The organism is Pseudomonas sp. FW305-25 (genome assembly GCF_017351415.1).
Lineage (GTDB): Bacteria > Pseudomonadota > Gammaproteobacteria > Pseudomonadales > Pseudomonadaceae > Aquipseudomonas > Aquipseudomonas chlororaphis.
In genome coordinates, this window is record NZ_JACNDE010000041.1 from 1 (window position 1) to 25,922 (window position 25,922).

General features: G+C 63.2%; 23 protein-coding genes and 1 pseudogene. 9 read left to right on the plus strand and 15 right to left on the minus strand.

The annotated features are described in order from the left end of the window. Both J4E58_RS27080 and J4E58_RS27085 read right to left on the minus strand, forming a co-directional pair. On the minus strand, positions 1 to 1,335 hold a 1,335-nt coding region (locus tag J4E58_RS27080), incomplete at its 3' end, for a glutamine synthetase family protein (protein WP_207255342.1). A gap of 30 nt (positions 1,336 to 1,365) precedes the next feature. Further along, positions 1,366 to 2,163, minus strand: a complete 798-nt coding sequence (locus J4E58_RS27085) for a gamma-glutamyl-gamma-aminobutyrate hydrolase family protein (RefSeq protein ID WP_062824302.1) — start codon at positions 2,161 to 2,163, stop codon at positions 1,366 to 1,368. A gap of 268 nt (positions 2,164 to 2,431) precedes the next feature. On the opposite strand from J4E58_RS27085, the gene J4E58_RS27090 reads away from it, so the two are divergent. Together J4E58_RS27090 and J4E58_RS27095 are read left to right on the plus strand one after the other, a co-directional pair. Continuing rightward, the gene (locus J4E58_RS27090) at positions 2,432 to 3,808 is read left to right on the plus strand and encodes a glutamine synthetase family protein (protein WP_087092490.1); all 1,377 of its coding nucleotides are present in this window, start codon (positions 2,432 to 2,434) and stop codon (positions 3,806 to 3,808) included. A 211-nt stretch (positions 3,809 to 4,019) separates the two neighbouring features. Continuing rightward, the gene (locus tag J4E58_RS27095) at positions 4,020 to 4,655 is read left to right on the plus strand and encodes a TetR/AcrR family transcriptional regulator (protein ID WP_087092491.1); all 636 of its coding nucleotides are present in this window, start codon (positions 4,020 to 4,022) and stop codon (positions 4,653 to 4,655) included. Positions 4,656 to 4,859: 204 nt separating this feature from the next. Here J4E58_RS27095 and J4E58_RS27100 read toward each other — a convergent pair whose 3' ends face one another. The 10 genes from J4E58_RS27100 to argE form a co-directional block, all read right to left on the minus strand. Then, positions 4,860 to 5,075 carry a molybdopterin-binding protein gene (locus J4E58_RS27100; RefSeq protein ID WP_007928303.1) on the minus strand — a complete coding sequence of 72 codons (216 nt, stop codon included), beginning with the start codon at positions 5,073 to 5,075 and terminating at the stop codon, positions 4,860 to 4,862. Positions 5,076 to 5,182: 107 nt separating this feature from the next. Further along, positions 5,183 to 5,989, minus strand: coding sequence for an aliphatic sulfonates ABC transporter ATP-binding protein (gene ssuB, locus J4E58_RS27105; protein ID WP_007928301.1), 807 nt, complete (start codon positions 5,987 to 5,989; stop codon positions 5,183 to 5,185). Further along, positions 5,986 to 6,774 (minus strand): aliphatic sulfonate ABC transporter permease SsuC, encoded by a 789-nt coding sequence (gene ssuC, locus J4E58_RS27110; protein ID WP_053263039.1) that lies wholly within the window; start codon positions 6,772 to 6,774, stop codon positions 5,986 to 5,988. Before ssuC ends, ssuB begins: the two co-directional genes overlap by 4 nt. Before the next feature lie 9 nt (positions 6,775 to 6,783). After that, positions 6,784 to 7,932 carry an FMNH2-dependent alkanesulfonate monooxygenase gene (ssuD, locus tag J4E58_RS27115; protein ID WP_087092492.1) on the minus strand — a complete coding sequence of 383 codons (1,149 nt, stop codon included), beginning with the start codon at positions 7,930 to 7,932 and terminating at the stop codon, positions 6,784 to 6,786. A 25-nt stretch (positions 7,933 to 7,957) separates the two neighbouring features. Further along, complete coding sequence (locus tag J4E58_RS27120) at positions 7,958 to 8,926, minus strand: sulfonate ABC transporter substrate-binding protein (protein ID WP_087092493.1); 969 nt, start codon at positions 8,924 to 8,926, stop codon at positions 7,958 to 7,960. An 89-nt stretch (positions 8,927 to 9,015) separates the two neighbouring features. Beyond that, positions 9,016 to 9,609 carry an NADPH-dependent FMN reductase gene (ssuE, locus tag J4E58_RS27125; protein ID WP_007928287.1) on the minus strand — a complete coding sequence of 198 codons (594 nt, stop codon included), beginning with the start codon at positions 9,607 to 9,609 and terminating at the stop codon, positions 9,016 to 9,018. Between the two features lie 316 nt (positions 9,610 to 9,925). Further along, positions 9,926 to 10,564: a peroxiredoxin gene (locus J4E58_RS27130; protein ID WP_007928285.1), complete on the minus strand. Its 639-nt coding sequence runs from the start codon at positions 10,562 to 10,564 to the stop codon at positions 9,926 to 9,928. Positions 10,565 to 10,836: 272 nt separating this feature from the next. Next, positions 10,837 to 12,210 carry an OprD family porin gene (locus J4E58_RS27135; protein WP_087092494.1) on the minus strand — a complete coding sequence of 458 codons (1,374 nt, stop codon included), beginning with the start codon at positions 12,208 to 12,210 and terminating at the stop codon, positions 10,837 to 10,839. A 507-nt stretch (positions 12,211 to 12,717) separates the two neighbouring features. Next, complete coding sequence (gene argA, locus J4E58_RS27140; protein WP_087092495.1) at positions 12,718 to 14,016, minus strand: amino-acid N-acetyltransferase; 1,299 nt, start codon at positions 14,014 to 14,016, stop codon at positions 12,718 to 12,720. Between the two features lie 145 nt (positions 14,017 to 14,161). Next, positions 14,162 to 15,310, minus strand: coding sequence for an acetylornithine deacetylase (gene argE, locus J4E58_RS27145; protein ID WP_037035237.1), 1,149 nt, complete (start codon positions 15,308 to 15,310; stop codon positions 14,162 to 14,164). Between the two features lie 159 nt (positions 15,311 to 15,469). Between argE and J4E58_RS27150 the strand changes: the two genes are divergently transcribed. After that, positions 15,470 to 16,837 (plus strand): inorganic triphosphatase, encoded by a 1,368-nt coding sequence (locus J4E58_RS27150; protein WP_087092496.1) that lies wholly within the window; start codon positions 15,470 to 15,472, stop codon positions 16,835 to 16,837. A gap of 85 nt (positions 16,838 to 16,922) precedes the next feature. On the opposite strand, the gene J4E58_RS27155 is transcribed toward J4E58_RS27150, so the two are convergent. Then, positions 16,923 to 17,393, minus strand: a complete 471-nt coding sequence (locus tag J4E58_RS27155; protein ID WP_007928270.1) for an Lrp/AsnC family transcriptional regulator — start codon at positions 17,391 to 17,393, stop codon at positions 16,923 to 16,925. 124 nt (positions 17,394 to 17,517) lie between these two features. Between J4E58_RS27155 and J4E58_RS27160 the strand changes: the two genes are divergently transcribed. The 4 genes and pseudogenes from J4E58_RS27160 to J4E58_RS32365 all read left to right on the plus strand — a co-directional run bounded on the left by J4E58_RS27160 (position 17,518) and on the right by J4E58_RS32365 (position 21,423). Continuing rightward, positions 17,518 to 17,838: a hypothetical protein gene (locus J4E58_RS27160; RefSeq protein WP_009046101.1), complete on the plus strand. Its 321-nt coding sequence runs from the start codon at positions 17,518 to 17,520 to the stop codon at positions 17,836 to 17,838. A 126-nt stretch (positions 17,839 to 17,964) separates the two neighbouring features. Beyond that, a complete protein-coding gene (locus J4E58_RS27165; RefSeq protein ID WP_087092497.1) occupies positions 17,965 to 19,743 on the plus strand; it encodes a GspE/PulE family protein in 1,779 nt (592 codons plus the stop codon). 498 nt (positions 19,744 to 20,241) lie between these two features. After that, positions 20,242 to 20,568 (plus strand): annotated as a pseudogene (locus tag J4E58_RS32360) (HAMP domain-containing protein); the annotation flags it as partial. Positions 20,569 to 20,709: 141 nt separating this feature from the next. Continuing rightward, complete coding sequence (locus J4E58_RS32365) at positions 20,710 to 21,423, plus strand: methyl-accepting chemotaxis protein (RefSeq protein ID WP_370686844.1); 714 nt, start codon at positions 20,710 to 20,712, stop codon at positions 21,421 to 21,423. Between the two features lie 56 nt (positions 21,424 to 21,479). Here J4E58_RS32365 and J4E58_RS32060 read toward each other — a convergent pair whose 3' ends face one another. After that, positions 21,480 to 22,064, minus strand: a complete 585-nt coding sequence (locus J4E58_RS32060; RefSeq protein ID WP_256584100.1) for a hypothetical protein — start codon at positions 22,062 to 22,064, stop codon at positions 21,480 to 21,482. A gap of 54 nt (positions 22,065 to 22,118) precedes the next feature. Between J4E58_RS32060 and J4E58_RS32065 the strand changes: the two genes are divergently transcribed. Both J4E58_RS32065 and J4E58_RS27180 read left to right on the plus strand, forming a co-directional pair. After that, positions 22,119 to 22,490, plus strand: a complete 372-nt coding sequence (locus tag J4E58_RS32065; RefSeq protein WP_256584099.1) for a hypothetical protein — start codon at positions 22,119 to 22,121, stop codon at positions 22,488 to 22,490. Between the two features lie 157 nt (positions 22,491 to 22,647). Beyond that, on the plus strand, positions 22,648 to 22,962 hold the full coding sequence (locus tag J4E58_RS27180; RefSeq protein WP_007928261.1) for a DUF2388 domain-containing protein: 315 nt from the start codon (positions 22,648 to 22,650) through the stop codon (positions 22,960 to 22,962). A 77-nt stretch (positions 22,963 to 23,039) separates the two neighbouring features. On the opposite strand, the gene gcvP is transcribed toward J4E58_RS27180, so the two are convergent. Continuing rightward, positions 23,040 to 25,913, minus strand: a complete 2,874-nt coding sequence (gene gcvP, locus J4E58_RS27185) for an aminomethyl-transferring glycine dehydrogenase (protein WP_087092500.1) — start codon at positions 25,911 to 25,913, stop codon at positions 23,040 to 23,042. Positions 25,914 to 25,922: the final 9 nt, after the last annotated feature.

Consider the following 25,922-nt stretch of genomic DNA (forward strand, 5'->3'; position numbering starts at 1 on the left):
CCGCTCCCACGAACTGATGACGCGCTTGAAGTTTTCATGCTCGGCCCGCTTGACCGCGACGTAGCCAGTGATGAATTTCTTGCCCAGGTACTTCTCGATGGTCTTGCTGTTTTCCATGCGCTCCAGGGCGTCCTCGATGGTCAACGGCAGGCGCAGGTTGCGGCGCTCGTAACCGCGGCCGACCACCGGCGCGCTCGGGTTGTGGCCTTCGACCATGCCGATGAACCCGCACAGCAGGCTGGCGGCGATGGCCAGGTAAGGGTTGGCGTCGGCGCCCGGCAGGCGGTTTTCCACCCGGCGGTTCTGCGGCCCGGCATCCGGCACGCGCAGGCCCACGGTGCGGTTCTCTTCGCCCCACTCCACGTTCACCGGTGCCGAGGTGTCCGGCAGGAAGCGGCGGAACGAGTTGACGTTGGGCGCGAACAGCGGCAGCAGCTCGGGGATGAACTTCTGCAGGCCGCCGATGTGGTTGAGGAACAGCTGGCTCATGGTCCCGTCTTCATTGGAGAAGACGTTCTTGCCGGTCTCGATGTCGATGATGCTCTGGTGCAGGTGCATGGCGCTGCCCGGCTCGCCGGTCATCGGCTTGGCCATGAAGGTGGCAGCCACCTCGTGCTTGAGCGCGGCTTCGCGCATGGTGCGCTTGAACACCAGAATCTGGTCGGCCAGGGACAGGGCGTCGCCGTGACGGAAGTTGATCTCCATCTGCGCCGTGCCGTCTTCGTGGATCAGCGTGTCGAGGTCCAGCTCCTGCAGTTCGCACCAGTCGTAGACGTCCTCGAACAGCGGGTCGAATTCGTTGGCGGCTTCAATGGAGAACGACTGGCGACCGGTTTCCGGGCGCCCGGAGCGACCGACCGGTGGCTGCAACGGGTAGTCCGGGTCGTCGCTGCGCTTGGTCAGGTAGAACTCCATCTCCGGCGCCACGATCGGCTGCCAGCCGTGGTCGGCGTAGAGTTTCAGGACCTTCTTGAGCACGTTGCGCGGCGACAGCTCGATCGGGTTGCCCTGCTTGTCGTAGGTGTCGTGGATCACCTGGGCGGTCGGCTCGATGGCCCAGGGCACGAGGAATACCGCGTTCTGGTCCGGGCGGCAGACCATGTCGATGTCGGCCGGGTCCAGCAGTTCGTAATAGATGTCGTCTTCGACATAGTCGCCGGTCACCGTCTGCAACAGCACGCTCTCGGGCAGGCGCATGCCTTTTTCGGCGATGAACTTGTTGGTCGGCGAGATCTTGCCCCGGGTGATCCCGGTCAGGTCGCCAATCATGCATTCGACTTCTGTGATCTTGTGGTCTTTCAACCAATCGGTGAGCTGGTCGAGGTTGTTACTCATAAATGCCTCTAGGCGTGAGTTTCCTGGCTCTTATAAGCCAGGTTTTTGTGACGCATTGGCGTCGCGTTGCATTACCCGCTGGCGACAGGCATCGCCAAATGCCTGGAAGATGGCGAGGTAGTGAGGGTTAGAGCTTACCTGCCATTCGGGGTGCCATTGCACCCCCAAAGCAAAAGCCTTGCCTCCCTCGATCGGCGCCCCCTCGACAGAGAAGGCTTCAATCAACCCGTCGGGTGCCAGGGCCTCTATCTTCAGGCCCGGCGCCAGACGTTCAACGCCTTGGCCATGAATCGAATTGACTTCAATCTGCGCCGGCAGGCCGAGGCCGGCCAGCACCCCGCCCGGCTGTACATGCAGCGCATGGGCCGGAGCGTATTGCACTTCCACCGGCTGGCTATCGTCCTCGCGGTGGTCCATGAACGGGCCGGCCTCGTGGACCCGCTGATGCAGGCTGCCGCCGAAGGCCACGTTCATTTCCTGAAAACCGCGGCAGATCCCCAGTACCGGAACCCCGGCCGCCACCGCGGCGCGGATCAGCGGCAGAGTGCTGGCATCACGGGCAGGGTCGTGCGCGGTTCCCGGCGCGCTGGCGGGACCGCTATAGTGAAAAGGTTCGATATTGGAGGGTGAACCGGTAAAGAGGATGCCATCCAGACCGTCCAGAATATCGGACGGGCTCAGAATATCGGCCAGGGACGGAAGGATCATGGGCACGCCCTTGGCTGCTACTGCCACTGCGCGGACGTACTTGTCGCCACTGATGTGATAAGCATGCAGACCGATCTGCCTGGAGCAGGCGGTGACGCCGATTAACGGCAGGCGAGACATGAAACACCCCGGTATTATTGCTGTTATGGGTTTAAATCGAGCTTAGCCTTGTTCATTTTTTTACACAACACCCCCGTAAAAAATACAACACGGCCCGCTCAAGGCCGTGGCGGCCAAGCCCTCCGAAGCCATAAAAGCGCCCCAAAAATGCCCTGCAGGCGCTTTTTTAGGGCAAAAAAGGCCTCGCTTGACTTCGGCATGCCGTTCGGGTTGACTGAAACCTGAAAAGATCAATGATTGATATTTTTAACAACAAAGGTGTTGCATCATGTCGGTACCCCCGCGTGCCGTTCAGCTTAACGAAGCGAACGCGTTCCTTAAGGAACATCCTGAGGTTCTGTACGTTGACCTTCTGATTGCGGATATGAATGGTGTGGTGCGCGGCAAGCGCATCGAACGCACCAGCCTCCACAAGGTTTACGAGAAAGGCATCAACCTGCCGGCCTCTTTATTTGCTCTGGATATCAATGGCTCGACGGTGGAAAGCACCGGCCTGGGCCTGGACATCGGCGACGCCGATCGAATCTGCTATCCAATCCCCGACACCCTGTGCAATGAACCCTGGCAGAAGCGCCCCACCGCACAACTGCTGATGACCATGCACGAACTCGAAGGCGACCCTTTCTTCGCCGACCCACGCGAAGTGCTGCGTCAAGTCGTTGCCAAGTTCGACGAGCTGGGCCTGACCATCTGCGCGGCTTTCGAGCTGGAGTTCTACCTGATCGACCAGGAGAACGTGAATGGCCGGCCACAGCCGCCACGCTCGCCAATCTCGGGCAAGCGCCCGCATTCGACCCAGGTCTACCTGATCGACGACCTCGACGAGTACGTCGACTGCCTGCAGGACATTCTCGAAGGCGCGAAAGAACAAGGCATCCCGGCCGACGCCATCGTCAAGGAAAGTGCTCCGGCGCAGTTCGAAGTGAACCTGCACCACGTCGCCGACCCGATCAAGGCTTGCGACTATGCGGTACTGCTCAAGCGTCTGATCAAGAACATCGCCTACGACCATGAGATGGACACCACCTTCATGGCCAAGCCTTACCCGGGCCAGGCGGGTAATGGTCTGCACGTCCATATTTCGGTCCTGGACAAGGACGGCAAGAATATTTTTGCCAGCGAGGATCCCGAGCAGAACGCCGCACTGCGTCACGCGATCGGCGGTGTGCTCGAGACCCTACCGGCGCAGATGGCTTTCCTCTGCCCGAACGTCAACTCCTACCGCCGTTTCGGCGCGCAATTCTATGTGCCGAACTCGCCGAGCTGGGGCCTGGACAACCGTACCGTGGCCATCCGCGTACCGACCGGTTCTTCCGACGCCGTGCGCATCGAACACCGTGTCGCCGGTGCCGATGCCAACCCGTACCTGCTGATGGCTTCGGTGCTGGCGGGCGTGCACCACGGTCTGGTCAACAAGATCGAACCGGGCGCGCCAACCGAAGGCAACTCCTACGAGCAGAACGAGCAGAGCCTGCCGAACAACCTGCGCGATGCATTGCGCGAGCTGGACGACAGCGAAGTCATGGCCAAGTACATCGATCCGAAATACATCGATATCTTCGTGGCCTGCAAGGAAAGCGAGCTGGAGGAGTTCGAGCACTCAATCTCCGACCTCGAGTACAACTGGTACCTGCACACCGTGTAAGCGGCTGCAGCAAAAAAACGCCACCGGCCGCAAAGGCCCGTGGCGTTTTTTTATGGCCGCCTTGCGGCGGATCGCGGGCAAGCCTCGCTCCTACAGGATCGGAGCGTATGCCATTTCCATCTTGCAGGAGCGAGGCTTGCCCGCGAAGGCGTCCTGGCAGACAACACCCGACACGCCTCGTACAATGCCCGCTGCCCCGCAGGAGACTCCCATGACACGCGTAGCCACCCCCCGCAAACCCCGCGCACGCAGCCAGGCCCGGATCGACTCGATACTCGATGCCGCCCGCACCCTGCTTGCCGCCGAGGGCGTGGCCAGCCTGTCGATCTACAGCGTGGCCGAGCGCGCGGAGATTCCACCCTCCTCGGTCTACCACTTCTTCGCCAGCGTTCCCGCCCTGCTCGAAGCCCTGACCGCCGACATCCACGCCGCGTTCCGCGCCTGCCTGCAAGAGCCCATCGACCACGCAGCCCTCGGCAGCTGGCACGACCTGTCGCGCCTGGTCGAACAGCGCATGCTCGCCATCTACAGCGCCGACGCCGCGGCCCGCCAGTTGATCCTGGCCCAGCATGGCCTCACCGAGGTCACCCAGGCCGACCGCCAGCACGACATCGAACTGGGCGACCTGATGCACAAGCTGTTCGACCAGCACTTCCAGCTGCCAGCGCTGCCCGCGGACGTCGATGTGTTCGCCCTGGCCATGGAGCTGGGCGACCGCGTCTACGCGCGCTCGGTCCAGCAGCATGGGCAAATCACTGAGCGCATGGCCGAGGAAGGCATGCGGGTGTTCGATGCCTACCTGGGGCTGTACCTGCCGCCTTACCTGCCCAAGCGCACGCCCCTGTAGCCGCTGCCGAGCTCGCGAGGCTGCGTCCGGCCGCAACGCGGCCGTGAAACCTGGCCATGCATTCCTTCAGATAAACCGGCTGGCGAAGGCTGCGTCGGAATGCCGCCCACCTCGATCGCAGGCTCGGCAGCGGCTACAGCCGTCAGCGCCCACAAAAAAGCCCCGAAGGGCTCACGCCGTCCGGGGCCGGTTGTCGCGCACCGGTCACAGCTTGGCGATCGATACCTCGGTGGATTTCACGAACGCGATCACTTCGCTGCCGATCGCCAGCTCCAGCTCCCGCACCGAACGGGTGGTAATCACCGACGTGACGATGCCGGAGGCGGTCTGCACGTCGATTTCCGAGAGCACGTCGCCTTCGACGATTTCTTTGATGGTGCCTTTGAACTGGTTGCGAACGTTGATGGCCTTGATAGTCATACGATTTCTCCTCGGGTCGAAATAAGCGGCACGTTTCAAGCGGCAAGCTGCAAGTAAAAGCACTCGACTCCTTCTTGCAGCTTGCAGCTAAAAGCTTGCCGCTGCTTTTATTGCGCCCAACGCAATTGCGTGGGCAAGGGTGAAACGGGTTCCGGCTCGGGCGGCGACCCGGGCAGCGACAACACGCGGTTGAGTACTTCGGCTTCCAGCGCCGCCAATCGATGGGAGCCGCGCACCCGTGGGCGCGGCAGCTCCACCAGCAGGTCGAGACCGACCTCGCCTTCTTCGATCAGGATCACCCTGTCGGCCACCGCCACCGCTTCGCTGACGTCGTGGGTCACCAGCAGGACAGTGAAGCCATGCTGCTGCCACAGGCGCTCGATCAGTTGCTGCATCTCGATCCGGGTCAGGGCATCCAGCGCGCCCAGAGGCTCGTCCAGCAGCAACAGGCGTGGCTGGTGAATCAGCGCCCGGGCCAGGGCCACCCGCTGCTTCTGGCCACCGGACAAGGCGGCCGGCCACTCATTGGCGCGATCGGCCAGGCCCACCGCCTCCAGGGCTTCCAGGGCCTGGGGGCGCCAATCGCCCTTGAGGCCCAGGCCGACGTTGTCGATGACTTTCTTCCAGGGCAGCAGGCGCGCCTCCTGGAACATCAGGCGGGTGTCCTCGATGGCCTGGCTCAGCGGCGCGGCACCGGCCAGCAATTCGCCGCCGGTGGGTTTGTCGAGGCCGGCCAGCAAGCGCAGCAAGGTGCTCTTGCCGCAACCGCTACGGCCGACCACCGCAACGAATTGCCCGGCCGGAATATGCAGGTCGATCTCGCGCAGCACCTGGCGCGAACCGAAGGTCTTTTGCAGCTTGCGCACCGCCAGCGGAATACCGCGCAGCAGGCGTGGAGGTTGTTGAGCCGTCATTGCGCACCTCCCTTGGCCACTTGATAGGCCGGATGCCAACGCAGCCAGGCACGTTCCAGACCGCGCGCGGCGAGGTCCGCCAGTTTGCCGAGCACGGCATACAGGACGATGGCCAGCACCACCACGTCGGTCTGCAGGAACTCCCGGGCGTTCATCGCCAGATAACCGATGCCGGAGCTGGCGGAGATGGTTTCCGCGACGATCAGCGTCAGCCACATAAAGCCCAGGGCGAAACGCACGCCCACCAGGATCGAAGGCAAGGCGCCCGGCAGGATCACCTGGCGGAACAGGGCGAAGCCGGACAGGCCATAGCTGCGCGCCATTTCCACCAGCGCCGGGTCGACGTTGCGGATGCCGTGATAAGTGTTCAGGTAGATCGGGAACAGGGTGCCCAGGGCCACCAGGAAAATCTTCGCCGACTCATCGATGCCGAACCACAGGATCACCAGGGGAATCAGCGCCAGGTGCGGCACGTTGCGGATCATCTGCACCGAGCTGTCCAGCAGGCGCTCGCCCCACTTCGACAGGCCGGTGATAAAGCCCAGGGCCAGGCCGATGCCACCGCCGATCAGGAAACCGATCGCCGCGCGCCAGCCGCTGATAGCCAGGTGGGTCCAGATTTCGCCGCTGCGCACCAGGCCGACCCCGGCTTCGATCACCGCGCTGGGTGCCGGCAGGATCCGCGTCGACAGCCAGCCGGCCGAGACCGACAACTGCCACACCGCCAGTAACAGCAGCGGCAAGGCCCAGGGTGCCAGGCGATGGAACAAGGTTTGTCTATTCATGGCCGCGCCTCAGCTCTGGGACGCAGCTTTGGGAATGATGTCGTTGGCGACCATTTCGCCGAACGGGCTGACGTACCCGGCGCCCTTGGGCAGCTCGGGACGTTCGATATCCAGGTGCGGGAACAGCAGCTCGGCCACCCGGTACGACTCTTCCAGGTGGGGATACCCGGAGAAGATAAAGGTGTCGATACCGAGGTCCGCGTATTCCTGCATCCGCGCCGCCACGGTCGGGCCATCGCCGACCAGCGCGGTGCCCGCGCCGCCCCGTACCAGGCCGACGCCGGCCCAGAGGTTGGGGCTGACTTCCAGCTTGTCGCGACGCCCGCCGTGCAGGGCCGCCATGCGTTGCTGGCCGACCGAGTCGAAACGCGCCAGGGACGCCTGGGCGCGGGCGATGGTGTCGTCGTCCAGATGGGAGATCAGGCGCTCGGCCGCCTGCCAGGCCTCGGCGTTGGTTTCACGCACGATCACATGCAGGCGAATGCCAAAGCGCACGCTGCGCCCCTGCTTGGCGGCCTTGGCCCGGACCTGCTCGATCTTCTCGGCCACCGCGGCCGGTGGTTCGCCCCAGGTCAGGACCATGTCCACCTGCTCGGCGGCCAGGTCCTGCGCGGCTTCCGAAGAGCCGCCGAAGTACAGCGGTGGACGCGGTTGCTGGATCGGCGGATAGAGCAGCTTGGCGCCCTTCACGCTGATGTGCTGGCCGTCGTAATCGACGGTTTCGCCTTCCAGCACCCGGCGCCAGATGCGGGTGAACTCCACCGAAGCCTGGTAGCGCTCTTCATGGCTGAGGAACAGGCCGTCGCCGGCCAGTTCGTCCGGATCGCCGCCGGTCACCAGATTGAACAGCGCCCGGCCGCCAGACAGGCGATCCAGGGTTGCTGCCTGGCGCGCCGCCACCGTCGGAGAAATGATTCCCGGACGCAGGGCGACCAGGAACTTCAGGCGCTGGGTCACCGGGATCAGCGAGGCCGCCACCAGCCAGGAGTCCTCGCAGGAACGTCCGGTGGGGATCAGCACGCCGCCGAAACCGAGGCGGTCGGCCGCCTGGGCGATCTGCTGCAGATAGCCGTGGTCGACGGCGCGAGCGCCTTCGGCGGTGCCAAGGTAATGGCCGTCGCCGTGGGTAGGCAGGAACCAGAAAATATTGAGGCTCATGGAGTTGTCTCCTAAGGGGATCGAGTTACGGCGCTTTGGCAACGGCGGCTGGAGGCGCCCAGATCACGTCTTTGATGCTCAGGGGCTTGGGAATCAGCTTGAGCTGGTGGAAGCTGTCGGCGATTTTCTGCTGGGCCGCCACCACGTCCGGGGTCAGGAAGTGCGCGCCATAACCCTGGCGTTTCACCGAGGTCAGGGTGATGTCCGCCGGCAGGCCGAGCAGTGGCGCCACCTGCTGGGTCACCTCGTCCGGGTTGGCCTTGGACCACTCGCCCACCGCGCGCACTTCTTCCACCAGGGTCTTGATCACCTCGGGGTGCTGCTGCGCGTAGGGTTTGGTCGCCAGGTAGAACTGGTGGTTGTCGACGATGCCGCTGCCGTCACGCAGGGTGCGGGCTTGCAGCTGCTGCTCGGCCGCCGCCTGATAGGGGTCCCAGATCACCCAGGCATCGACGCTGCCACGCTCGAAGGCGGCGCGGGCATCGGCGGGCGGCAGGAATACGGTCTGGATGTCACTGTACTTGAGGCCGGCGTCTTCGAGGGCGCGGACCAGCAGGTAGTGCACGTTGGAGCCCTTGTTGAGGACCACCTTCTTGCCCTTGAGCTCCGCCACCGACTTGATCGGCGAATCCTTGGGGACCAGGATCGCTTCGCTGGTCGGCGCCGGTGGCTCGTAGGCCACGTACAACAGGTCGGCACCGGCGGCCTGGGCGAATACGGGCGGGGTCTCGCCGGTGACGCCGAAGTCGATGGAGCCGACGTTCAGCCCTTCCAGCAGCTGCGGGCCACCGGGGAACTCAGTCCATTGCACCTGCACGCCCTGCTCCGCCAGGCGCTTCTCCAGCGAGCCCTTGGCCTTGAGCAGCACCAGGGTGCCGTATTTCTGATAGCCGATACGCAGGGTTTCGGCCGCTTGGGCTTGAACGATGGCGCCGAAGGACACAGCCGCAGCAAACAGAGCGACCAGACCACGACGCAAAATCACAGGGCGCATGGCGCTCTCCTTTTTGCTGTTGGGTTTTGGCTGCACCTGCTAGGCCGTTGGCGGCTAAGTAAGGCCAGTACTTCAGATTCGGGTGGGGCTCAAATGCTCCAGCGAGCACTCAACAAACGATCATTCAACAGATTCGGGTCCAGCGGTTTGGGACGTCGCGCCATGGCGCTGTGGAACTGTTCCAGGGCTTCGCGCAGGCGCTGTTCCAGGGCCGGCGCCAACTGCGCCTGGGCGCTGCCTTCGCCGTAGGCGATCTGGCTGTCCTCGGCGAAGATGCCCTGGAGCATCTCCTGGGCCTTCAGGGCCGACAGCACCGGCTTGAGCGCGTAGTCCACCGCCAGCATGTGGGCGATGCTGCCGCCCGTGGCCATCGGCAGCACCACCTTGTGGTTCAGGGCGCGTTCCGGCAGCAGGTCGAGCACGGTTTTCAGCGCGCCGGAAAACGATGCCTTGTAGACCGGGGTGGCGATCAGCAGGCCGTCGGCCTGTTCAATCTGTTGCAGCAGGTCGATCACCATCGGGCTGTCGAAGCGCGCATGGAGCAGGTCCTCGGCCGGGAAATCCCGGACCTGATAGTCGACCACTTCCACACCTTGTTGCTGCAACCAGCGTTTGGCGTGTTCCAGCAGCACCCCGGAGCGGGAGCGTTGGCTGGGACTGCCACCGAGTGAGACGACCAGCATGCAGAAGTTTCCTTTAGCGGTAATGGGCGATTCGCGGTTTGCGATCTCGCTGAGCTGAGCAGACCTTAACAGCCTATTTATATATCCATAAATCTTATTTTTTCATTTGTTTATTCTTTAAATGAATATAAGAAAAGCCATTCTCCAGGCAAAAAAATAGGCCGTCGAAACGGCCCAAAAACCCCTGCTTTGTGGATACATCAATCTTTGTAGGAGCGAGCTTGCTCGCGAAGCGGCGTACCTGACACGCCGTGTTGACCCCATCGCCGGCAAGCTGGCTCCTACAGCAACACGCCGCCGCGTAATCGAAAACGGCTTATCGATTCGGTTGCGGAGTCAGGCGCAGGTAGGGTTTGACCGCGCGATAACCTTTGGGGAAGCGTTTCTTGATTTCCTCTTCGTCCTTGAGCGACGGCACGATCACCACTTCATCACCGTCCTGCCAATTGGCCGGGGTGGCCACCTTGTAGTTGTCGGTAAGCTGCAGCGAGTCGATCACCCGCAGGATCTCGTGGAAGTTGCGCCCGGTACTGGCCGGGTAGGTGATGGTCAGGCGCACCTTCTTGTTCGGGTCGATGACGAACAGCGAACGCACGGTCAGGGTGTCGTTGGCATTCGGGTGGATCAGGTCGTACAGGTCCGAGACCTTGCGGTCGGCGTCGGCCAGGATCGGGAAGTTGACGAGGGTGTTCTGGGTTTCGTTGATGTCCTCGATCCACTTGTGGTGCGAGTCCACCGGGTCCACCGACAGGGCAATGGCTTTCACGCCGCGCTGGGCGAACTGCTCCTTGAGCTTGGCGGTGAATCCCAGTTCGGTGGTGCACACCGGGGTGAAATCCGCCGGATGGGAAAACAGCACGCCCCAACTGTCGCCGAGCCACTCGTGGAAGCGAATCTTGCCGGCACTGGAATCCTGTTCGAAGTCGGGGGCGATGTCGCCAAGTCTGAGGCTCATGGTGCTGCTCCTGTGAGTGCGTTATGAGCCCTACTGTGCCTGCGCCTGGGAATATTTAAAAAGAATAAATATCGATTTATTTAGACTGTAAAGGAATATTAAAAATCTCTTCACTGGATTCGCGCACGCCCAGGGCACACCATCCTCGACAAGGTTCGAGAAGGCCTTGAGTAGCTGTAAAGAGGGGTTTCGGGGAGGACCTGCGGGGGTGGGTCCGACCTGGATAACAACACCTCGCCCGGCATTGCGCCGGGCGAGGTTTTAACGTCGGATTACAACAGCGGGATCGAGTAGCTGACGATCAGGCGGTTTTCGTCCTGCGAGCGCTGGCCCGGAATGTCGTTACGCCACATGGCGTTTTTCCAAGTCAGGCCGAGGTTTTTCAGTGGACCTTCCGGAATCACGTAGGCCACGGTCAGGTCGCGCTCCCACTCGCTGGCGTTGGTAACCGAAACGGAACGCTGAGGGGTAACGGAACCCTCTCGGCCAGTCGTATCGATGTTGTCGCCACGCAGATAGATCACACCAGCGGTCAAGCCGGGCACGCCTACCTTGGCGAAATCGTAGGAGTAGCGAGCTTGCCAGGTACGTTCGCCAGCACGGGCGAACTTGGCGATCTGCATGTCGGTAGTCAGGTAAGCCGACGAACCGTCACCCTGGTTCAGCCAAGGGAAATCGCTGTCACCGTTACTGACCTGGTAGCCACCACCGAAGGTATGGCCGGCAACCGAGTACAGGAACAGGCCGCTGATCAGGTTGTTATCAACCTTGCCCTTGGTGATGCCGGTACCGTAGTCACCGGTGGTGTAGTAGGCCGAGTCATGGCCGTTGGCACCGTCGTCACGGCTGTTGAAGTAGCGCAGGTCAGACTTCAATACGCCCGGGCCGATAGCCCAGTTGTGCAGCAGGCCAACGAAGTGCTGCTTGTAGAAGTCTTTCAGGTTGCCGTAGTAGTACTGAGCGGTCAGATCTTTAGTGATCTTGTAGTCACCACCACCGTAGATGAACTTGTTGCTGTCGCGACCAGCAGCGGTGTGCGCGTTGGCGCCGGCAATCGACAGTTCTTCGTTGTTGCTGGAGTTACGACCCTTGGCATGCTCGATCTGACCGCCAACCAGTGTCAGGTCCTTGATGTCGTTCGAGGTGATCTGACCGCCCTGGAAGGTTTGCGGCAGCATACGACCATCGTTGGTCACGATGACTGGCAGTTTTGGCTGCAGGGTACCGAGCTTCAGCTCAGTCTGAGAGATCTTGGCTTTGGCGGTCAGGCCCAGGCTGGAGTAGTTATCGACTGCTTTGCCGTTGGACTCGCTCGGGAAGACAGTGCCGCCATAAGAAGTAGCAGAGGCGCCGTTGGTGCCGCCGCCCGAGTCCAGCTTGATACCCAGCAGGCCGATGGCGTCGAGACCGAAACCAACGGTGCCTTCGGTGTAACCGGAAATGAAGTTGAGCTGGAAGCCTTGGCCCCACTCTTCCTGCTTGTTCTGTGCGCCGGACGCCTTGGTATCGGCATCACGGTTATCAGTATTGATATAGAAGTTACGCAGACCCAGAGTGGCCTTGCTGTCTTCGATGAAACCGGCGGCGCCTGCCTGCTGCGCCAGAACCCCAACGGCCACAGCCAGGGCCAAGGTGGACTTGTTCATGTTTCGCTCCTCTCGTTTCTAATTCTTGTGTACTCAGGCCCAGGGTCTGATGCCCCGGGTCCATCGGTGGGCGATTAGCGCCAGACCGTGACTCATAAGTCAATCGTAACCAACTGTGTCTACGACCAAGGTCTAATCGCGATGATTTGCTCCTTGCAGGGTAATGAGTTTTTCATAATCCCAAAAAGAATTATTTCATTCTTTTTCATACCGTTCGGGAATATCGCCAGGTATGCCTACTCGAGCCGTGGCACAAGGTATCGGCGTACCGTCTGATTCCTGAATGGTATTTCCCCGCTGATCTTTAGATCGATCAGTTAAAACATAAGCCAGATACGTCAACCAGTATCAAAAAGGCGACGCAATAATGGCTTCGCGCCGATGGTCGCGTCAATTTGTTACAGTTTTTGTGTCACGCGAATTTATTTTTCTGAAACACAAATCGCTTGCAGCGGGCGCAGCAAAAACCCGCTCCTGTCAAGAGCGGGTTGCCGAAGGGAATGATGCTCAGAGGGCTTTTTCGAAGATCTTCGAGTTGCGCTGGTAGTTGTACAGCGAGGCCCGCGCGGAAGGCAGGCGCTCGACACTGCTAGGTACGAAACCACGTTCGCGGAACCAGTGGGCGGTACGGGTGGTGAGGACAAACAGGGTTTTCAGGCCCTGGGCCCGGGCCCGGGTTTCGATCCTTTCCAACAGTTCGTCGCCGCGACCGCCGTGGCGGTATTCCGGGTTCACCGCCAGGCAGGCCAGCTCCCCGGCGTCGGAGTCGGCGATCTGGTAGAGCGCGGCACAGGCGATGATCATCCCCTCGCGCTCGACCACGCTGAACTGCTCGATCTCACGCTCCAGCACCTCGCGGGAACGCCGCACCAGAATCCCCTGCTCTTCCAGCGGGCTGATCAGATCCAGCAGACCGCCGACGTCCTCGATGGCCGCCTCGCGGACCAGTTCGAACTGCTCCTGGGCCACCAGCGTACCGCCACCGTCACGGGTGAACAGCTCGGTCAGCAGCGCGCCGTCTTCGGCGTAGCTGACGATATGACTGCGCCCCACCCCGCCCCGGCAAGCCTCGGCCGCGGCATCCAGCAGTTCCGCCTGATAGTTGCCGCCCAGACGCTGCAAATGCGCCGGCACCTGCTGCGGACGCAGTTCGCGCACCAGGTTACCGCTTTCATCCAACAGGCCACGCTCGGCGCCGAACAGCAGCAGTTTGTCGGCAGCCAGGTCGATGGCCGCGCGGGTGGCGACGTCTTCGCAGGCGAGGTTGAAGATTTCCCCGGTCGGCGAGTAGCCCAAGGGCGACAGCAGTACGATCGAGCGCTCGTCCAGCAGGCGGTTGATACCCTTGCGATCGACCCGGCGCACTTCGCCGGTGTGGTGATAGTCGACGCCTTCGAGCACGCCGATCGGCCGGGCGGTCACCAGGTTGCCGCTGGCGACCCGCAGCCGCGAACCCTGCATCGGCGAGGACGCCATGTCCATGGACAGCCGCGCTTCGATGGCGATGCGCAACTGGCCGACGGCGTCGATCACGCACTCCAGGGTCGCCGCATCGGTGATGCGCATGCCGTGGTGGTAATGCGGGGTCAGGCCACGCGCGGCCAGGCGGGTTTCGATCTGTGGACGCGAGCCATGCACCAGCACCAGGCGCACACCCATGCTGTGCAGCAGCACCAGGTCATGGACGATGTTGCCGAAGTTAGGATGTTCTACGCCGTCGCCGGGCAGCATGACCACGAAGGTGCAGTCGCGGTGGGCGTTGATATAAGGAGAAGCGTGACGAAGCCAATTGACGTAATCGGGCATAACCTGAGCCTGTAAATAAGAAGCAGCCTATAAAAGGACGAAACGGGAAAACGCACAGCGGGCTGGTGGTTATCGTCGGAACAGGCTTGGCGACACGCTCGCTCTCCTTGAGGTACGGGCTTGGCCGTCGGTGATTTAGTAGAAATCAGGCCGGCGTCAGGCAGTAATGGTTAATCAGTTCACGTAGTAGATGCACGGTAGGCTGCAAGCGTGACATTTCGAGGTATTCCCCCGGCTGGTGAGCACAGGCGATGTCGCCCGGGCCCAGCACCACTGTCTCGCAGCCAAGGCGCTGAAGATAAGGCGCTTCGGTGCCGAACGCCACTGCTTCGGCGCGATGGCCGGTCAGGCGTTCGGCCACCCGCACCAGTTCGCAGTCTTCGGCCTGCTCGAAGGCCGGCGCTTCGGGGAACAGCGGCGCATAGTCGATCTTCACCTGATGCCGCTCGGCCACGGGCACCAGCTTCTGTCGGATGGCCGCGCGCAGCGCCTGCGGGTCCATGCCCGGCAACGGCCGCAGGTCGAACTCCAGCGAGCACTGACCGCAGATCCGGTTCGGGTTGTCGCCACCGTGGATACACCCAAGGTTCAGGGTCGGCTGCGGCACGCTGAACTGCGGGTTACGAAATTCGCGCTGCCACGCCAGGCGCAGGCCACGCAGTTCGCCGATGGCATCGTGCATGGCTTCCAGGGCGCTATGGCCCAGGCTCGGGTCGGAGGAATGGCCGCTGCGCCCGAGAATATCGATGCGCTCCATCATCACGCCTTTGTGCATGCGGATCGGCCGCAGCCCGGTCGGCTCGCCGATCACCGCGGCGCGCCCCAGTGGCCGGCCGGCTTCGGCCAGGGCCCGGGCGCCGGCCATGGAGCTTTCCTCGTCACAGGTGGCGAGGATCAGCAATGGCTGCTTGAAAGGCTGGTCCAGCAGCGGCCGAACCGCCTCGATGACCAGGGCGAAAAAGCCTTTCATGTCGCAGCTGCCCAGACCGACCCAGCGTCCGTCGACCTCGGTGAGCTTCAGCGGGTCGGTCTGCCACAGCGCGCCGTCGTAGGGCACGGTGTCGCTGTGTCCGGCCAGCACCAGGCCGCCGGGGCCACTGCCGAAACTGGCGAGCAGATTGAACTTGCCGGGGCTGACCTGCTGGATGTCGCAGGCAAAACCCAGGTCGCCAAGCCAGCTCGCCAACAGGTCTATGACCGCACGATTGGACTGATCCAGCGCCGGCTGGGTACAGCTGACCGAAGGTGTGGCAATCAGCGCAGCGAACTGCTCTTTCATGGACGGCAATGGCATGCGCTGGCTCCCGGGTTCCAAGATGAAGTCCATCATAGAGCCATCCTGCGACAGGAATAAACCGCCACGGCACCTCGACGCGGCGAGTCCTGTACACTGCACGGCCTTGGCAGCCACACATTCCCCCCGGCTGCGCTCCCGATCCTGGATTTTCCGGCCATGCAGAAAGAAACCGAAATCAAACTCCGCGTCAGCCGCGAAACCCTCGCCGCCCTGCGTGAGCACCCGCTCCTGAAAAAACGCAACAAAAGTGGCTGGGAACACCGCGAACTGATGAACCAGTACTTCGACACGCCCGAGCGCGACCTGGCCCACGCCAAGGTCGCCCTGCGCCTGCGCCGCGACGGCGAAGAAGTGATCCAGACCCTCAAGACCCGCGGCCAGAGCGTCGCCGGCCTGTCGGAACGCAACGAGTACGACTGGCACCTGGCCAAAGCCAAGCTCGACCTGAAGAAACTCGACGGCGAATGCTGGCCCGAGCAACTGGCCGAGCTGGACAAGAAGACCCTCAAGCCGATCTTCACCACCGATTTCGTCCGCGAGCGCGCGGAAATCGCCTGGGGCCGCGGCAAGGCCAAGGTGGTGATCGAAGCCGCCCTGGACCTGGGCCACGTGATCGCCGGCAAGCAGAAGGAAGAGATCTGCGAGCTGGAACTGGAACTGCGCGAAGGCGAACCGGCCGCCCTGCTGGAGCTGGCCGCCGAGCTGGCCGCCACCCTGCCGCTGATGCCCTGCGACATCAGCAAGGCCGAGCGCGGCTACCGCCTGTTCGACGCCAACAGCTACTCCCTGAGCCTGCCCGCTCCGGAGCTGAGCGCGCAAACGCCGCTGGACGACGCCTTCGCGGCGCTGACCTGGCACCTGCTGGGCAGCAGCCAGCGCCTGGCCGAGCAATATCGCTTCAACGGTCACTGGCGCCTGCTGCAGGACTGGGTCGAGAACCTGGCGGAACTGCGCGCCCTGGTCAGCAGCCTGGGCCAGGCCGCGCCGCGCCAGGCGACCGCCGAGTTGCGCGCGTCGCTGGACGGCCTGCTGGAAGACTGGCGCCCGCTGGTACAAGCCGGCCTGGACGACGAAGACGTGCGCAAGGCCGCGCCCGAGCAGTTCATCGAAGAGCTGCAGGACGTGCGCTGGGGCCTGTTCTCGCTGAACACCTCGCGCTGGTTGCTGGCCCGCAGCTGGACCGCCGAGCGCAATACCCGTGGCAACCGCCAGGGTGCGGCGCAACTGGGCAGCTGGTTGCCGCGCCTGCTGGCCGACGAAGCCAGCGCCCTGCAACTGCCACGCTACCAGCAGCAACCGGAAGACCTGGCCGAGCAACTGCCGCGCATCGAACGCATCCAGTCCTGGTTGCATCACGCGCGCAGCGTGCTGGAAATCCCGGAGCTGGACCGCCTATACGGCGAGTTGAACAAGCTGGCGCAGCTGGCCAACGAGCCGATCACCGACGAAACCCTGGATGCCCGCAAGCAACAGGCGATCACGGTGTTCCAGAACCGCGCATGGAAAACCCTGCTGCGCATGTAACGGCCTGATCGCGAGCAAGCTCGCTCCTACAGGTTCGCGGTAACCCTTTGTAGGAGCGAGCTTGCTCGCGATAGCGCCAACGGCATCAACGCAGGACCGGCAGGCTGGTCGTGGACTTGATTTCCGACAGCGCCACGATCGAATTCACTTCCTGGATCCCCGGCACCATCGACAGTTTCTCGAAGAAGAAACGCTCGTACGCCTCGATGTCCGCCGTGACGATGCGCAACAGGAAATCCACCGCCCCCATCAGCACATAACACTCCAGCACTTCCGGAAAACCGCGGATCGCCTCGGTGAATTCGGTGAAGTTGGAACGGCCGTGAGCGTTGAGTTTGACCTCGGCGAAGATCTGCGTGTTGAGGCCGATCTTCTTGCGGTCGAGCAAGGTCACCTGGCCACGGATCACCCCCTCCTCCTTGAGCCGCTGGATCCGCCGCCAGCAAGGTGACTGGGACAGCCCCACCTGCTCGGCGATCTGCGCGCTGGACAGCGAAGCGTCCTCTTGCAGCAGCGCCAGGATGCGGCGGTCGTAAGCGTCCAGCTCGCTATGCATAGAAAACCCTCAATAATCTTTAAAGACGAATTATCCAATTCGATAATCCGGAAAATACGTTCATCTTAGATAAGAAATACCCGCAACCGAATGTAAAAATTTCTCCATTGATCTGGAGAACCCCATGCCCTCTCTCGAAGCCGTCAGTTCCCGCGCCGATGTGTGGAATGTCGCCAACACCCATTGCCGGGTGCATTACCAACTGGTCACCGACGCCGAAGCCGATGTGCTGTGCCGGGTGCTCAATCATTTCGCCCTGCAGTCCCTGTTGCCGCAGCAGGTCCAGGTGCAACAGCAGGACGGCTCGCTGCTGATGGAAGTGCTGCTCGACGGCCTGAGCTGGCACCGCGCGCAGGTCATCGCGGAAAAACTGCGCAACCTGATCAGCGTGTGTTCGGTACAGCTGCAACTGGCCGAGCGCGAGCCGTTGCAGGCCGCCGGCTGAGGGCGCCAGGCAAAACCCTGCAACGCTTGGGCGACTGGCGGTCGCCATCCCGGGACTATTCTTGGCATTGCGTGGTCAGAGGCGCATCTAACCCGCCTGCTGCCGGATTGTTCACAAGGAGCCCGCATGTCCGTTCCTCTCGTTACCCAGGACCACTGGCTGGATCTCAACGACCTGCTGCGCGACCTGGTCGCCCAGGGTTTCATCAGCCAGGACTCGGCCGAACACGCCCTGACCACCCGTCGTAATGCCGCCAACAGCCAGCTGCATCCACTGGAGTTTCTCGCCAGCCAGCACCTGGACGACCTCAGCCGGCCCGGCAGGCGCCTGGACCTGGAAAGCCTGACCCTGTGGCTGGCGCAACAGGCCGGCCAGCCGTACCTGCGCATCGACCCGCTGAAAATCGACGTCGCCGCCGTGACGCCGCTGATGTCCTACGCCTTCGCCCAGCGCCACAAGATCCTCGCGGTGTCGATCGACGCCGAGGCGATCACGGTGGCCAGCGCCCAGCCTTACGTCAGCGCCTGGGAAGCCGACCTGACCCACGTGTTGAAACTGCCGATCAAGCGGGTGGTGGCCAACCCGGTGGAAATCCAGCGCCTGACCGTGGAGTTCTTCCGCCTGGCCAAGTCGGTCACCGGCGCCAGCGCCGACCAGAAAAGCCACGCCCCGGGCAACTTCGAACAACTGCTCAACCTCGGCTCCAGCGATCAGGAGCCCGACGCCAACGACGCGCACATCGTCAACATCGTCGACTGGCTGTTCCAGTACGCGTTCCAGCAACGGGCCAGCGATATCCACATTGAGCCGCGCCGCGAACAAGGCACCGTGCGCTTTCGCATCGACGGGGTGCTGCACAACGTCTATCAGTTCCCGCCCCAGGTCACCATGGCCGTGGTCAGCCGCCTGAAAAGCCTGGGCCGGATGAACGTCGCGGAAAAACGCAAACCCCAGGACGGCCGGGTCAAGACCAAGACCCCGGAAGGCGGCGAAGTGGAATTGCGCCTGTCGACCCTGCCCACCGCCTTCGGCGAAAAAATGGTCATGCGCATCTTCGACCCCGAGGTGCTGCTCAAGGACTTCGACCAGTTGGGGTTCTCCAGCGACGACCTGCGGCGCTGGCAGGAAATGACCCGCCAGCCCAACGGCATCATCCTGGTCACCGGCCCCACCGGTTCGGGCAAGACCACCACCCTGTACACCACCCTGAAGAAACTGGCGACGCCGGAGGTCAACCTCTGCACCATCGAGGACCCGATCGAGATGGTCGAGCCGGCATTCAACCAGATGCAGGTCCAGCACAACATCGAGCTGACCTTCGCCAGCGGCGTGCGCGCGCTGATGCGCCAGGACCCGGACATCATCATGATCGGCGAGATCCGCGACCTGGAAACCGCGGAGATGGCGATCCAGGCCGCGCTCACCGGCCACCTGGTGCTGTCGACCCTGCACACCAACGACGCTCCCGGCGCCATCAGCCGCCTGCTGGAACTGGGCGTCGCGCCTTACCTGATCAAGGCCACGCTGCTGGGAGTCATGGCCCAGCGCCTGGTGCGCACCCTGTGCCCACACTGCAAGACCCCGCTGACCCTGGACGAAGGCAATTGGCAAAGCCTGACCCGGCCCTGGCAGGCACCGCTGCCCAGCCATGCCCACGGCGCCACCGGCTGCCTGGAATGCCGCGATACCGGCTACCGGGGCCGCGCCGGGGTGTATGAAATCATGCAGTTGAGCGACAGCCTCAAAGCCCTGATCAGCGCCGACGCCGACCTGCTCGCCATACGCCGCCAGGCCTTCTTGGAAGGCATGCGCAGCCTGCGCCTGTCCGGGGCGCAGAAAGTCGCGGCCGGGCTGACCACCCTCGAGGAAATATTGCGGGTCACGCCACAAAGCGAGCAGCGATAAGGCCCCTCGCCAGTGGCTTCCCGTGCCTCTGGACTACGCTTAGGCACACGTCCAAGCGAGCAGGGAACGGGCATGAACATCCGTCAGAAAATGATCGTCTCCGGAGCGGTCAGTGTGCTGGCCATCGCACTCGTCTCCAGCATCGGCTGGTGGGGCCAGGTGCGACTGGCGCAAGCGCTGGCGGACAGCCAGCTCAATGCCAGCGCGCTGCGCAATCACCTGGAAGCCGACATGATGCACGACGCGCTGCGGGCCGATGTGCTGGCCGCCTTCGCCAGCCAGCCCGGCACTGCCAGCGAGGGCGAGCAGATCAGAAGCGACCTGCGCGAACATGGCGAATGGTTCCGCAAGGCCCTCGCGGAAAATGCCGGGCTGCCCCTGGCGCCGGACATTCGCCAAGCCATCGGCGAGCTGCAGCCGGTGCTGGAAAACTACATTGGCGCCGCGCAACAGATTGCCGAACAGGCGCTGCGCGACCCTGTCGCCGCCCGCGCGGCAATGCCGGCGTTCGCCAAGAGCTTCAGCGAGGTGGAAAGCCGCAACGAGGCCCTGAGCAGCAAGATCGAAACCAGTACCGCACAGGCTCGCGAAGCCAGCGAAAAAGCCGTGCGCCAGGCCGGCTGGTGGCTGGTTGGCGGCAGCCTGCTGGCCGTATTGGCGCTCTGCCTGCTGACTCGCCGGTTATTACACTCGGTACTGCGTCCCCTGGAAAAATCGGTTGCCACGGCCCGGGCCATCGCCCAGGGCAACCTCAGCCTGCCGATCAGCGTCGACAGCGACGACGAGGCCGGGCAGTTGCAAAAAGCCCTGGGCGAGATGCAGAACAACCTGCGGGACATGATCACCACCATTCGCCGCGAAAGCGAAGGCCTGCAAGGCACCTCCCACACCCTGAACCAGACCTCCCAGGGCATTGCCAGCGGGGCCAGCGAGCAGGCCCAGGGCGCGAACAGCATGGCCGCGGCCATGGAGCAGATGATCAGCAATATCGCCCAGGTGGCCGAGCATGCGCGTAACGCTCAGGACATCTCGGCACAGTCGGAATCCCTCGCCGGCAGCGGCGGCCAGGTCATCCTTGGGGTGGTCGATGGCATGGCCCACATTGCCGAGGCGGTCAATCAGTCGTCGCAAAGCATCACCGCCCTTGGCCAATCCTCGGAGGAAATCCACTCGATCATCCAGGTGATCAACAGCATCGCCGAGCAGACCAACCTGCTGGCCCTGAACGCCGCGATCGAGGCAGCCCGCGCCGGCGAGGCCGGGCGCGGGTTCGCCGTGGTCGCCGACGAAGTGCGCAGCCTGGCCGGGCGCACGGCGCAATCGACCCGGGAAATCACCGGCATGATCGAGCGCATCCGCGAAACCACCAGCCAGGCGGTGCGCAGTATGCAAACCGGGGTCAGTCGGGTGAACGACGGGGTGAGCATGGCCCAGCAGGCCGGCACCTCGATCAACGAAATCCGCGAAGGCGCGCAACGCTCGGCGCTAATGGTCGAGGAGATTTCCCACACCATCGGCGAGCAGTCCAAGGCCAGCAGCGAAGTGGCGCAACAAGTGGAGATGATCAATCAGGTTGCGCAACGCAACAGCCAGGCCATGCATGAACTGGCGACGACGGTCGAACACATGGAGCGCTCCGTCGCCACCCTGCAGACCTCGGTGACGCGTTTTCAGTTGTAAGAAGGGCCCGGGCCACCCGTGAAAAGATACCGCCGACGACAGCCCGCAGCGGCCCGCTACCAGTCGGCGACACCCAAACCGGCATTGGGCTTGATCCACAGCACCGCTCCGTTATCACGGCGTTGCTGTATCGAGCGCCCGGCGTCGAGCGTTTCCCCCGTACGCAGGTTCTGCGCGCAGTCCGACTTGCTCGGGCTGAACATCAGGGTCCCCGGCGTGTCCTGGCGAACCCTCATGCCGCGGGGGTAGTGCCAATCGCCCAGGGCCAGGTCTTGCGCCAGTTGCCCGCGCCAACGTCCGGGTTGCCGCTGCTCGTCGAGGTCCAGGCTCAGGCTCGACAGCGCTATCCCCTGGATAACCACCGCCGGTGAAGCCAGACCGATGGTGTCGATGCTGAACCTGCCGTCGTACTGCCTGACCTCGCTGGAGTCCGGCCACTTCACCCCGGCCACATCGGCCCCGGTCACCAGGGTGCAGTCAGAGAAGCGCCAGCGACTGGGTTGCAAGCGGTCCGCGTCGGCAATGTCCAGCGTTACCCAGGTGCCGCCGGCGCAGGGCCAGCCCGCAACGACCTGGTCACGGCTCAGCAGCATCTTTGAGAAAGGGCCGCTGCCGTACATCTGCAACTCTGTAACATCCACACCGTTGATCCTGTGTGGTGCAGCGAATTCGGCGTAATAGAGGCTACGCAGTCCATGAGGTTGCGGCTGGCCTTGCGCATCCAGAGGTTCAAGCGTTCCCAGATTCAGCTTGGCACCTGCGGGCAATTGCAGGCCATCAAGCTGTACGTCCTGCTCAAGTTGCGGGTGGTGCGCCTCATTCAGTTGATTGTCCCGGTGGATTTTCCACAGTACGCAAACCACGATGATTGCGCATACCCCTGCAAGCACACCGAAGTGCAGGGGCTGCCGACGCATCCGGTGTCGACAGGCCGGAATGAGCAAGGCAATCAACAGCAAGGGAAGTCCGATAAAGGACAGCAACACCAGGTTCAGCAGGGTTCCATACATCATCGCGCCAAAAATCAAGGCAAGCATCCGTGCAGTCGAGAAAGTCGCCCATGGTGACAAATGCGACTGCTGCGTTCCAGTGCGCCGACTCAACGCCGAAGTACCGCTCAGCCCCCGTCCACACAGGCGAAAGCTTGTTGGAGCAGCAGGGAACTCAATCGGCCCAACGCCTATCAAAGGGCTCAGTTTTCCCCCCTAGTTGGAGTCACCCACCATGCGTCTCAAAACAGCTGTCGCCACCCTGGCCCTGCTTTCCCTGCCTGTAGGTTCGGCAATGGCCGACAGCTTCTGGCGTAACATCCTTTCCACCGGCGCCACCACCGCGTCCACCTACCTGACTTCCAAGGATCACAAGCTGATCGGCGCCGCCCAGGACGACGCCAGCAGCTTCGTCGCCAGCGAAGGCAACATCCGCGGTCCGTACCTGGAAGCCGCGATGCAGAAAGTCCGTGCCGACAACCCGGGCCTGCAGGCCACCGACATGGAGCTGGCCAACGCGATCCTGGCGAAAAACGCCGTCGCCCAGTGACCGCCAGCCTGTAGCCAGGCTGACGCAACGAAAAATGCCGCTCACGAGAGCGGCATTTTTTTGCCCGCCGTTCGAGCTCAGCGATAGGCATCCACCGGTACGCAGGCGCAGAACAGGTTGCGGTCGCCGTAGACATTGTCGACCCGGTTCACCGTCGGCCAGTACTTGTGCGCCCTGGCGTGGGGGCTGGGGATCACTGCCTGCTCGATGCTGTAGGGCCGCTCCCAGACCCCGGCGATGTCCGCCAGGGTATGGGGCGAGCACTTGAGCGGGTTGTCTTCGGCCGGCCAGTTGCCTTCCTGGACCTGGGCGATTTCGGCACGAATGCTCAGCATGGCCTCGATAAAACGGTCCAGCTCAGCCTTGGACTCGCTTTCGGTGGGTTCCACCATCAGCGTGCCCGGTACCGGGAACGACATGGTCGGCGCGTGGAAACCGTAGTCCATCAGGCGCTTGGCCACGTCCTCCTCGCTGATGCCGGTCTGCGCCTTGAGCGGCCGCAGGTCGAGAATGCATTCGTGGGCGACCCGGCCGTTGCGCCCGCTGTAGAGCACCGCAAAGGCCCCGCTCAGGTGTTCGGCCAGGTAGTTCGCCGAGAGGATCGCCACCTCGCTGGCATCCGCCAGCTGCGGGCCCATCAGGGCGATGTACATCCAACTGATCGGCAGGATGCTCGCGCTGCCCCAGGGCGCCGCGCTGACCGCGCCGTTCTGCGGCAGCGGCCCGTCGATGGCCACCACCGGGTGGTTGGCCACGAACGGCGCCAGGTGCGCCCGCACGCCGATCGGCCCCATGCCCGGGCCACCGCCGCCGTGGGGAATGCAGAAGGTCTTGTGCAGGTTCATGTGGGAAACGTCGGCGCCGATATCGGCCGGCCGCGTCAGCCCGACCTGGGCATTGAGGTTGGCGCCGTCCATATACACCTGGCCGCCGTGACTGTGGATCACCTCGCAGATCTCACTGATGCCCTCTTCGTACACCCCGTGGGTCGAAGGATAAGTGGCCATCAGACACGCCAGGTGTCCGCCCGCAATCTGCGCCTTGTCCTTGAGGTCTTGCAGATCGACGTTGCCGGCGGCGTCGCAATCGACGATCACCACCAGCATGCCGGCCATCTGCGCCGAGGCCGGATTGGTGCCGTGGGCCGAGGCGGGAATCAGGCAGATATTGCGCTCTCCCTGCTGGCGGCTCTCGTGGTATTTGCGGATCGCCAGCAACCCGGCGTACTCGCCCTGGGCCCCAGAGTTGGGCTGCATGCAGATCGCATCGAAGCCGGTAATGGCGCATAACCAGCGCTCCAGCTCCTCGATCATCAGCGAATAGCCGAGGGCCTGTTCCGGCGGGACAAAGGGATGCAGGTTGGCGAAGCCGGGCCAGGTGATGGGGATCATCTCGCTGCTGGCATTGAGCTTCATGGTGCAGGAGCCCAGCGGGATCATCGACTGGTTCAGCGCCAGGTCCTTGTTCTCCAGCTGCTTGAGATAGCGCAGCATCTCGGTTTCGCTGTGATGGCTGTTGAACACCGGATGGCTCAGGTAAGACGTGCTGCGCAGCAGGTCCTGGGGGATGCCCGGGACCAGGGTTTCAGCATCCAGTTGCGCGACGTCCAGCCCGTGGTCGGCGCCGAGGAACACATCGAACAGCCGGGCGACGGTGCTCTCGTCGCAGGTTTCATCCAGGCTCAGGCCCAGGTGCCCGCGTCCGAGGATCCGCAGATTGATCTGCGCGGCCTTGGCGCTCTCGATGATGGCCGTCTGGCTACCGCCGACCTCCAGCGTCAGGGTGTCGAAGAACTGCCGGTTCAGCCGCTCGATGCCCTTGCGCTCAAGGCCGGCGGCAAGGATGCAGGTCAGGCGATGGACGCGCTGGGCGATGCGCCGCAAGCCTTCCGGGCCGTGATAGACCGCGTAGAAACTGGCGATATTGGCCAGCAGCACCTGGGCGGTGCAGATGTTCGAGTTGGCCTTCTCGCGGCGGATATGCTGCTCGCGGGTCTGCAGGGCCATGCGCAGCGCCACGTTGCCCCGGGCATCCTTGGACACGCCGATGATCCTTCCCGGAATCGCCCGCTTGTACTCCTCGCGGCTGGCGAAGAACGCTGCGTGGGGCCCGCCATAGCCCATGGGCACGCCAAAGCGCTGGGACGAACCGAACACCACGTCGGCCCCCAGCTCGCCCGGCGGCGTCAGCAGCAACAGGCTCAACAGATCGGCCGCCACGCAGGCCAGCGCCTGCTGCGCGTGCAGGTGATCGATCAGCGGCCGCAGGTCGCGAATCTCGCCGTGGGTGTCCGGGTATTGCAACAAGGCGCCGAACACCTGGTGCCGCTTGAGGTTGTCCAGGCTGTCGACCACCAGTTCGAAGCCGAACCCTTCGGCACGGGTCTGCACCACCGAGAGGGTCTGCGGATGGCAGTTCTGGTCGACGAAGAACAGATTGCTTTTTGACTTGGCCACGCGCTTGGCCAGGGCCATGGCTTCGGCGGCGGCCGTGGCTTCGTCCAGCAGTGAGGCGTTGGCCAGCTCCAGGCCGGTGAGGTCGATGGTCAGTTGCTGGAAATTGAGCAGGGCTTCGAGCCGGCCCTGGGCGATTTCCGGTTGGTAGGGCGTGTAGGCGGTGTACCAACCGGGATTTTCCAGCACGTTGCGCAGGATCACCGTGGGGGTCAGGGTGCCGTGATAACCCATGCCGATCAGGCTGGTCCAGACCTGGTTCTGCTCGGCATAACCGCGCAATTTGGCCAGGGCGGCCTGCTCGTCCAGCGCTGGCGGCAGGTCCAGCGGACGGTTGAAACGGATGCCCGGCGGCACGGTCTGTTCGATCAGCTCGACCCGGCTGCCCAGGCCCAGGCTGTCGAGCATCGCTTGCTGCTCGGCGGCGTCGGGCCCGAGGTGACGCCGCAGAAAGGCATTGGGATCGCGTAACTGGCTCAAGGACGGCAACTGGGACATGACGGGCTC

Bases quoted from the DNA above. Each gene is read 5' to 3' on its own strand.
- J4E58_RS27085 (WP_062824302.1), bottom strand. From the start codon at position 2,163: ATGTCTCGCCTGCCGTTAATCGGCGTCACCGCCTGCTCCAGGCAGATC.
- J4E58_RS27090 (WP_087092490.1), top strand. From the start codon at position 2,432: ATGTCGGTACCCCCGCGTGCCGTTCAGCTTAACGAAGCGAACGCGTTC.
- J4E58_RS27095 (WP_087092491.1), top strand. From the start codon at position 4,020: ATGACACGCGTAGCCACCCCCCGCAAACCCCGCGCACGCAGCCAGGCC.
- J4E58_RS27100 (WP_007928303.1), bottom strand. From the start codon at position 5,075: ATGACTATCAAGGCCATCAACGTTCGCAACCAGTTCAAAGGCACCATC.
- ssuB (WP_007928301.1), bottom strand. From the start codon at position 5,989: ATGACGGCTCAACAACCTCCACGCCTGCTGCGCGGTATTCCGCTGGCG.
- ssuC (WP_053263039.1), bottom strand. From the start codon at position 6,774: ATGAATAGACAAACCTTGTTCCATCGCCTGGCACCCTGGGCCTTGCCG.
- ssuD (WP_087092492.1), bottom strand. From the start codon at position 7,932: ATGAGCCTCAATATTTTCTGGTTCCTGCCTACCCACGGCGACGGCCAT.
- J4E58_RS27120 (WP_087092493.1), bottom strand. From the start codon at position 8,926: ATGCGCCCTGTGATTTTGCGTCGTGGTCTGGTCGCTCTGTTTGCTGCG.
- ssuE (WP_007928287.1), bottom strand. From the start codon at position 9,609: ATGCTGGTCGTCTCACTCGGTGGCAGTCCCAGCCAACGCTCCCGCTCC.
- J4E58_RS27130 (WP_007928285.1), bottom strand. From the start codon at position 10,564: ATGAGCCTCAGACTTGGCGACATCGCCCCCGACTTCGAACAGGATTCC.
- J4E58_RS27135 (WP_087092494.1), bottom strand. From the start codon at position 12,210: ATGAACAAGTCCACCTTGGCCCTGGCTGTGGCCGTTGGGGTTCTGGCG.
- argA (WP_087092495.1), bottom strand. From the start codon at position 14,016: ATGCCCGATTACGTCAATTGGCTTCGTCACGCTTCTCCTTATATCAAC.
- argE (WP_037035237.1), bottom strand. From the start codon at position 15,310: ATGCCATTGCCGTCCATGAAAGAGCAGTTCGCTGCGCTGATTGCCACA.
- J4E58_RS27150 (WP_087092496.1), top strand. From the start codon at position 15,470: ATGCAGAAAGAAACCGAAATCAAACTCCGCGTCAGCCGCGAAACCCTC.
- J4E58_RS27155 (WP_007928270.1), bottom strand. From the start codon at position 17,393: ATGCATAGCGAGCTGGACGCTTACGACCGCCGCATCCTGGCGCTGCTG.
- J4E58_RS27160 (WP_009046101.1), top strand. From the start codon at position 17,518: ATGCCCTCTCTCGAAGCCGTCAGTTCCCGCGCCGATGTGTGGAATGTC.
- J4E58_RS27165 (WP_087092497.1), top strand. From the start codon at position 17,965: ATGTCCGTTCCTCTCGTTACCCAGGACCACTGGCTGGATCTCAACGAC.
- J4E58_RS32365 (WP_370686844.1), top strand. From the start codon at position 20,710: ATGGAGCAGATGATCAGCAATATCGCCCAGGTGGCCGAGCATGCGCGT.
- J4E58_RS32065 (WP_256584099.1), top strand. From the start codon at position 22,119: ATGAGGTTGCGGCTGGCCTTGCGCATCCAGAGGTTCAAGCGTTCCCAG.
- J4E58_RS27180 (WP_007928261.1), top strand. From the start codon at position 22,648: ATGCGTCTCAAAACAGCTGTCGCCACCCTGGCCCTGCTTTCCCTGCCT.
- gcvP (WP_087092500.1), bottom strand. From the start codon at position 25,913: ATGTCCCAGTTGCCGTCCTTGAGCCAGTTACGCGATCCCAATGCCTTT.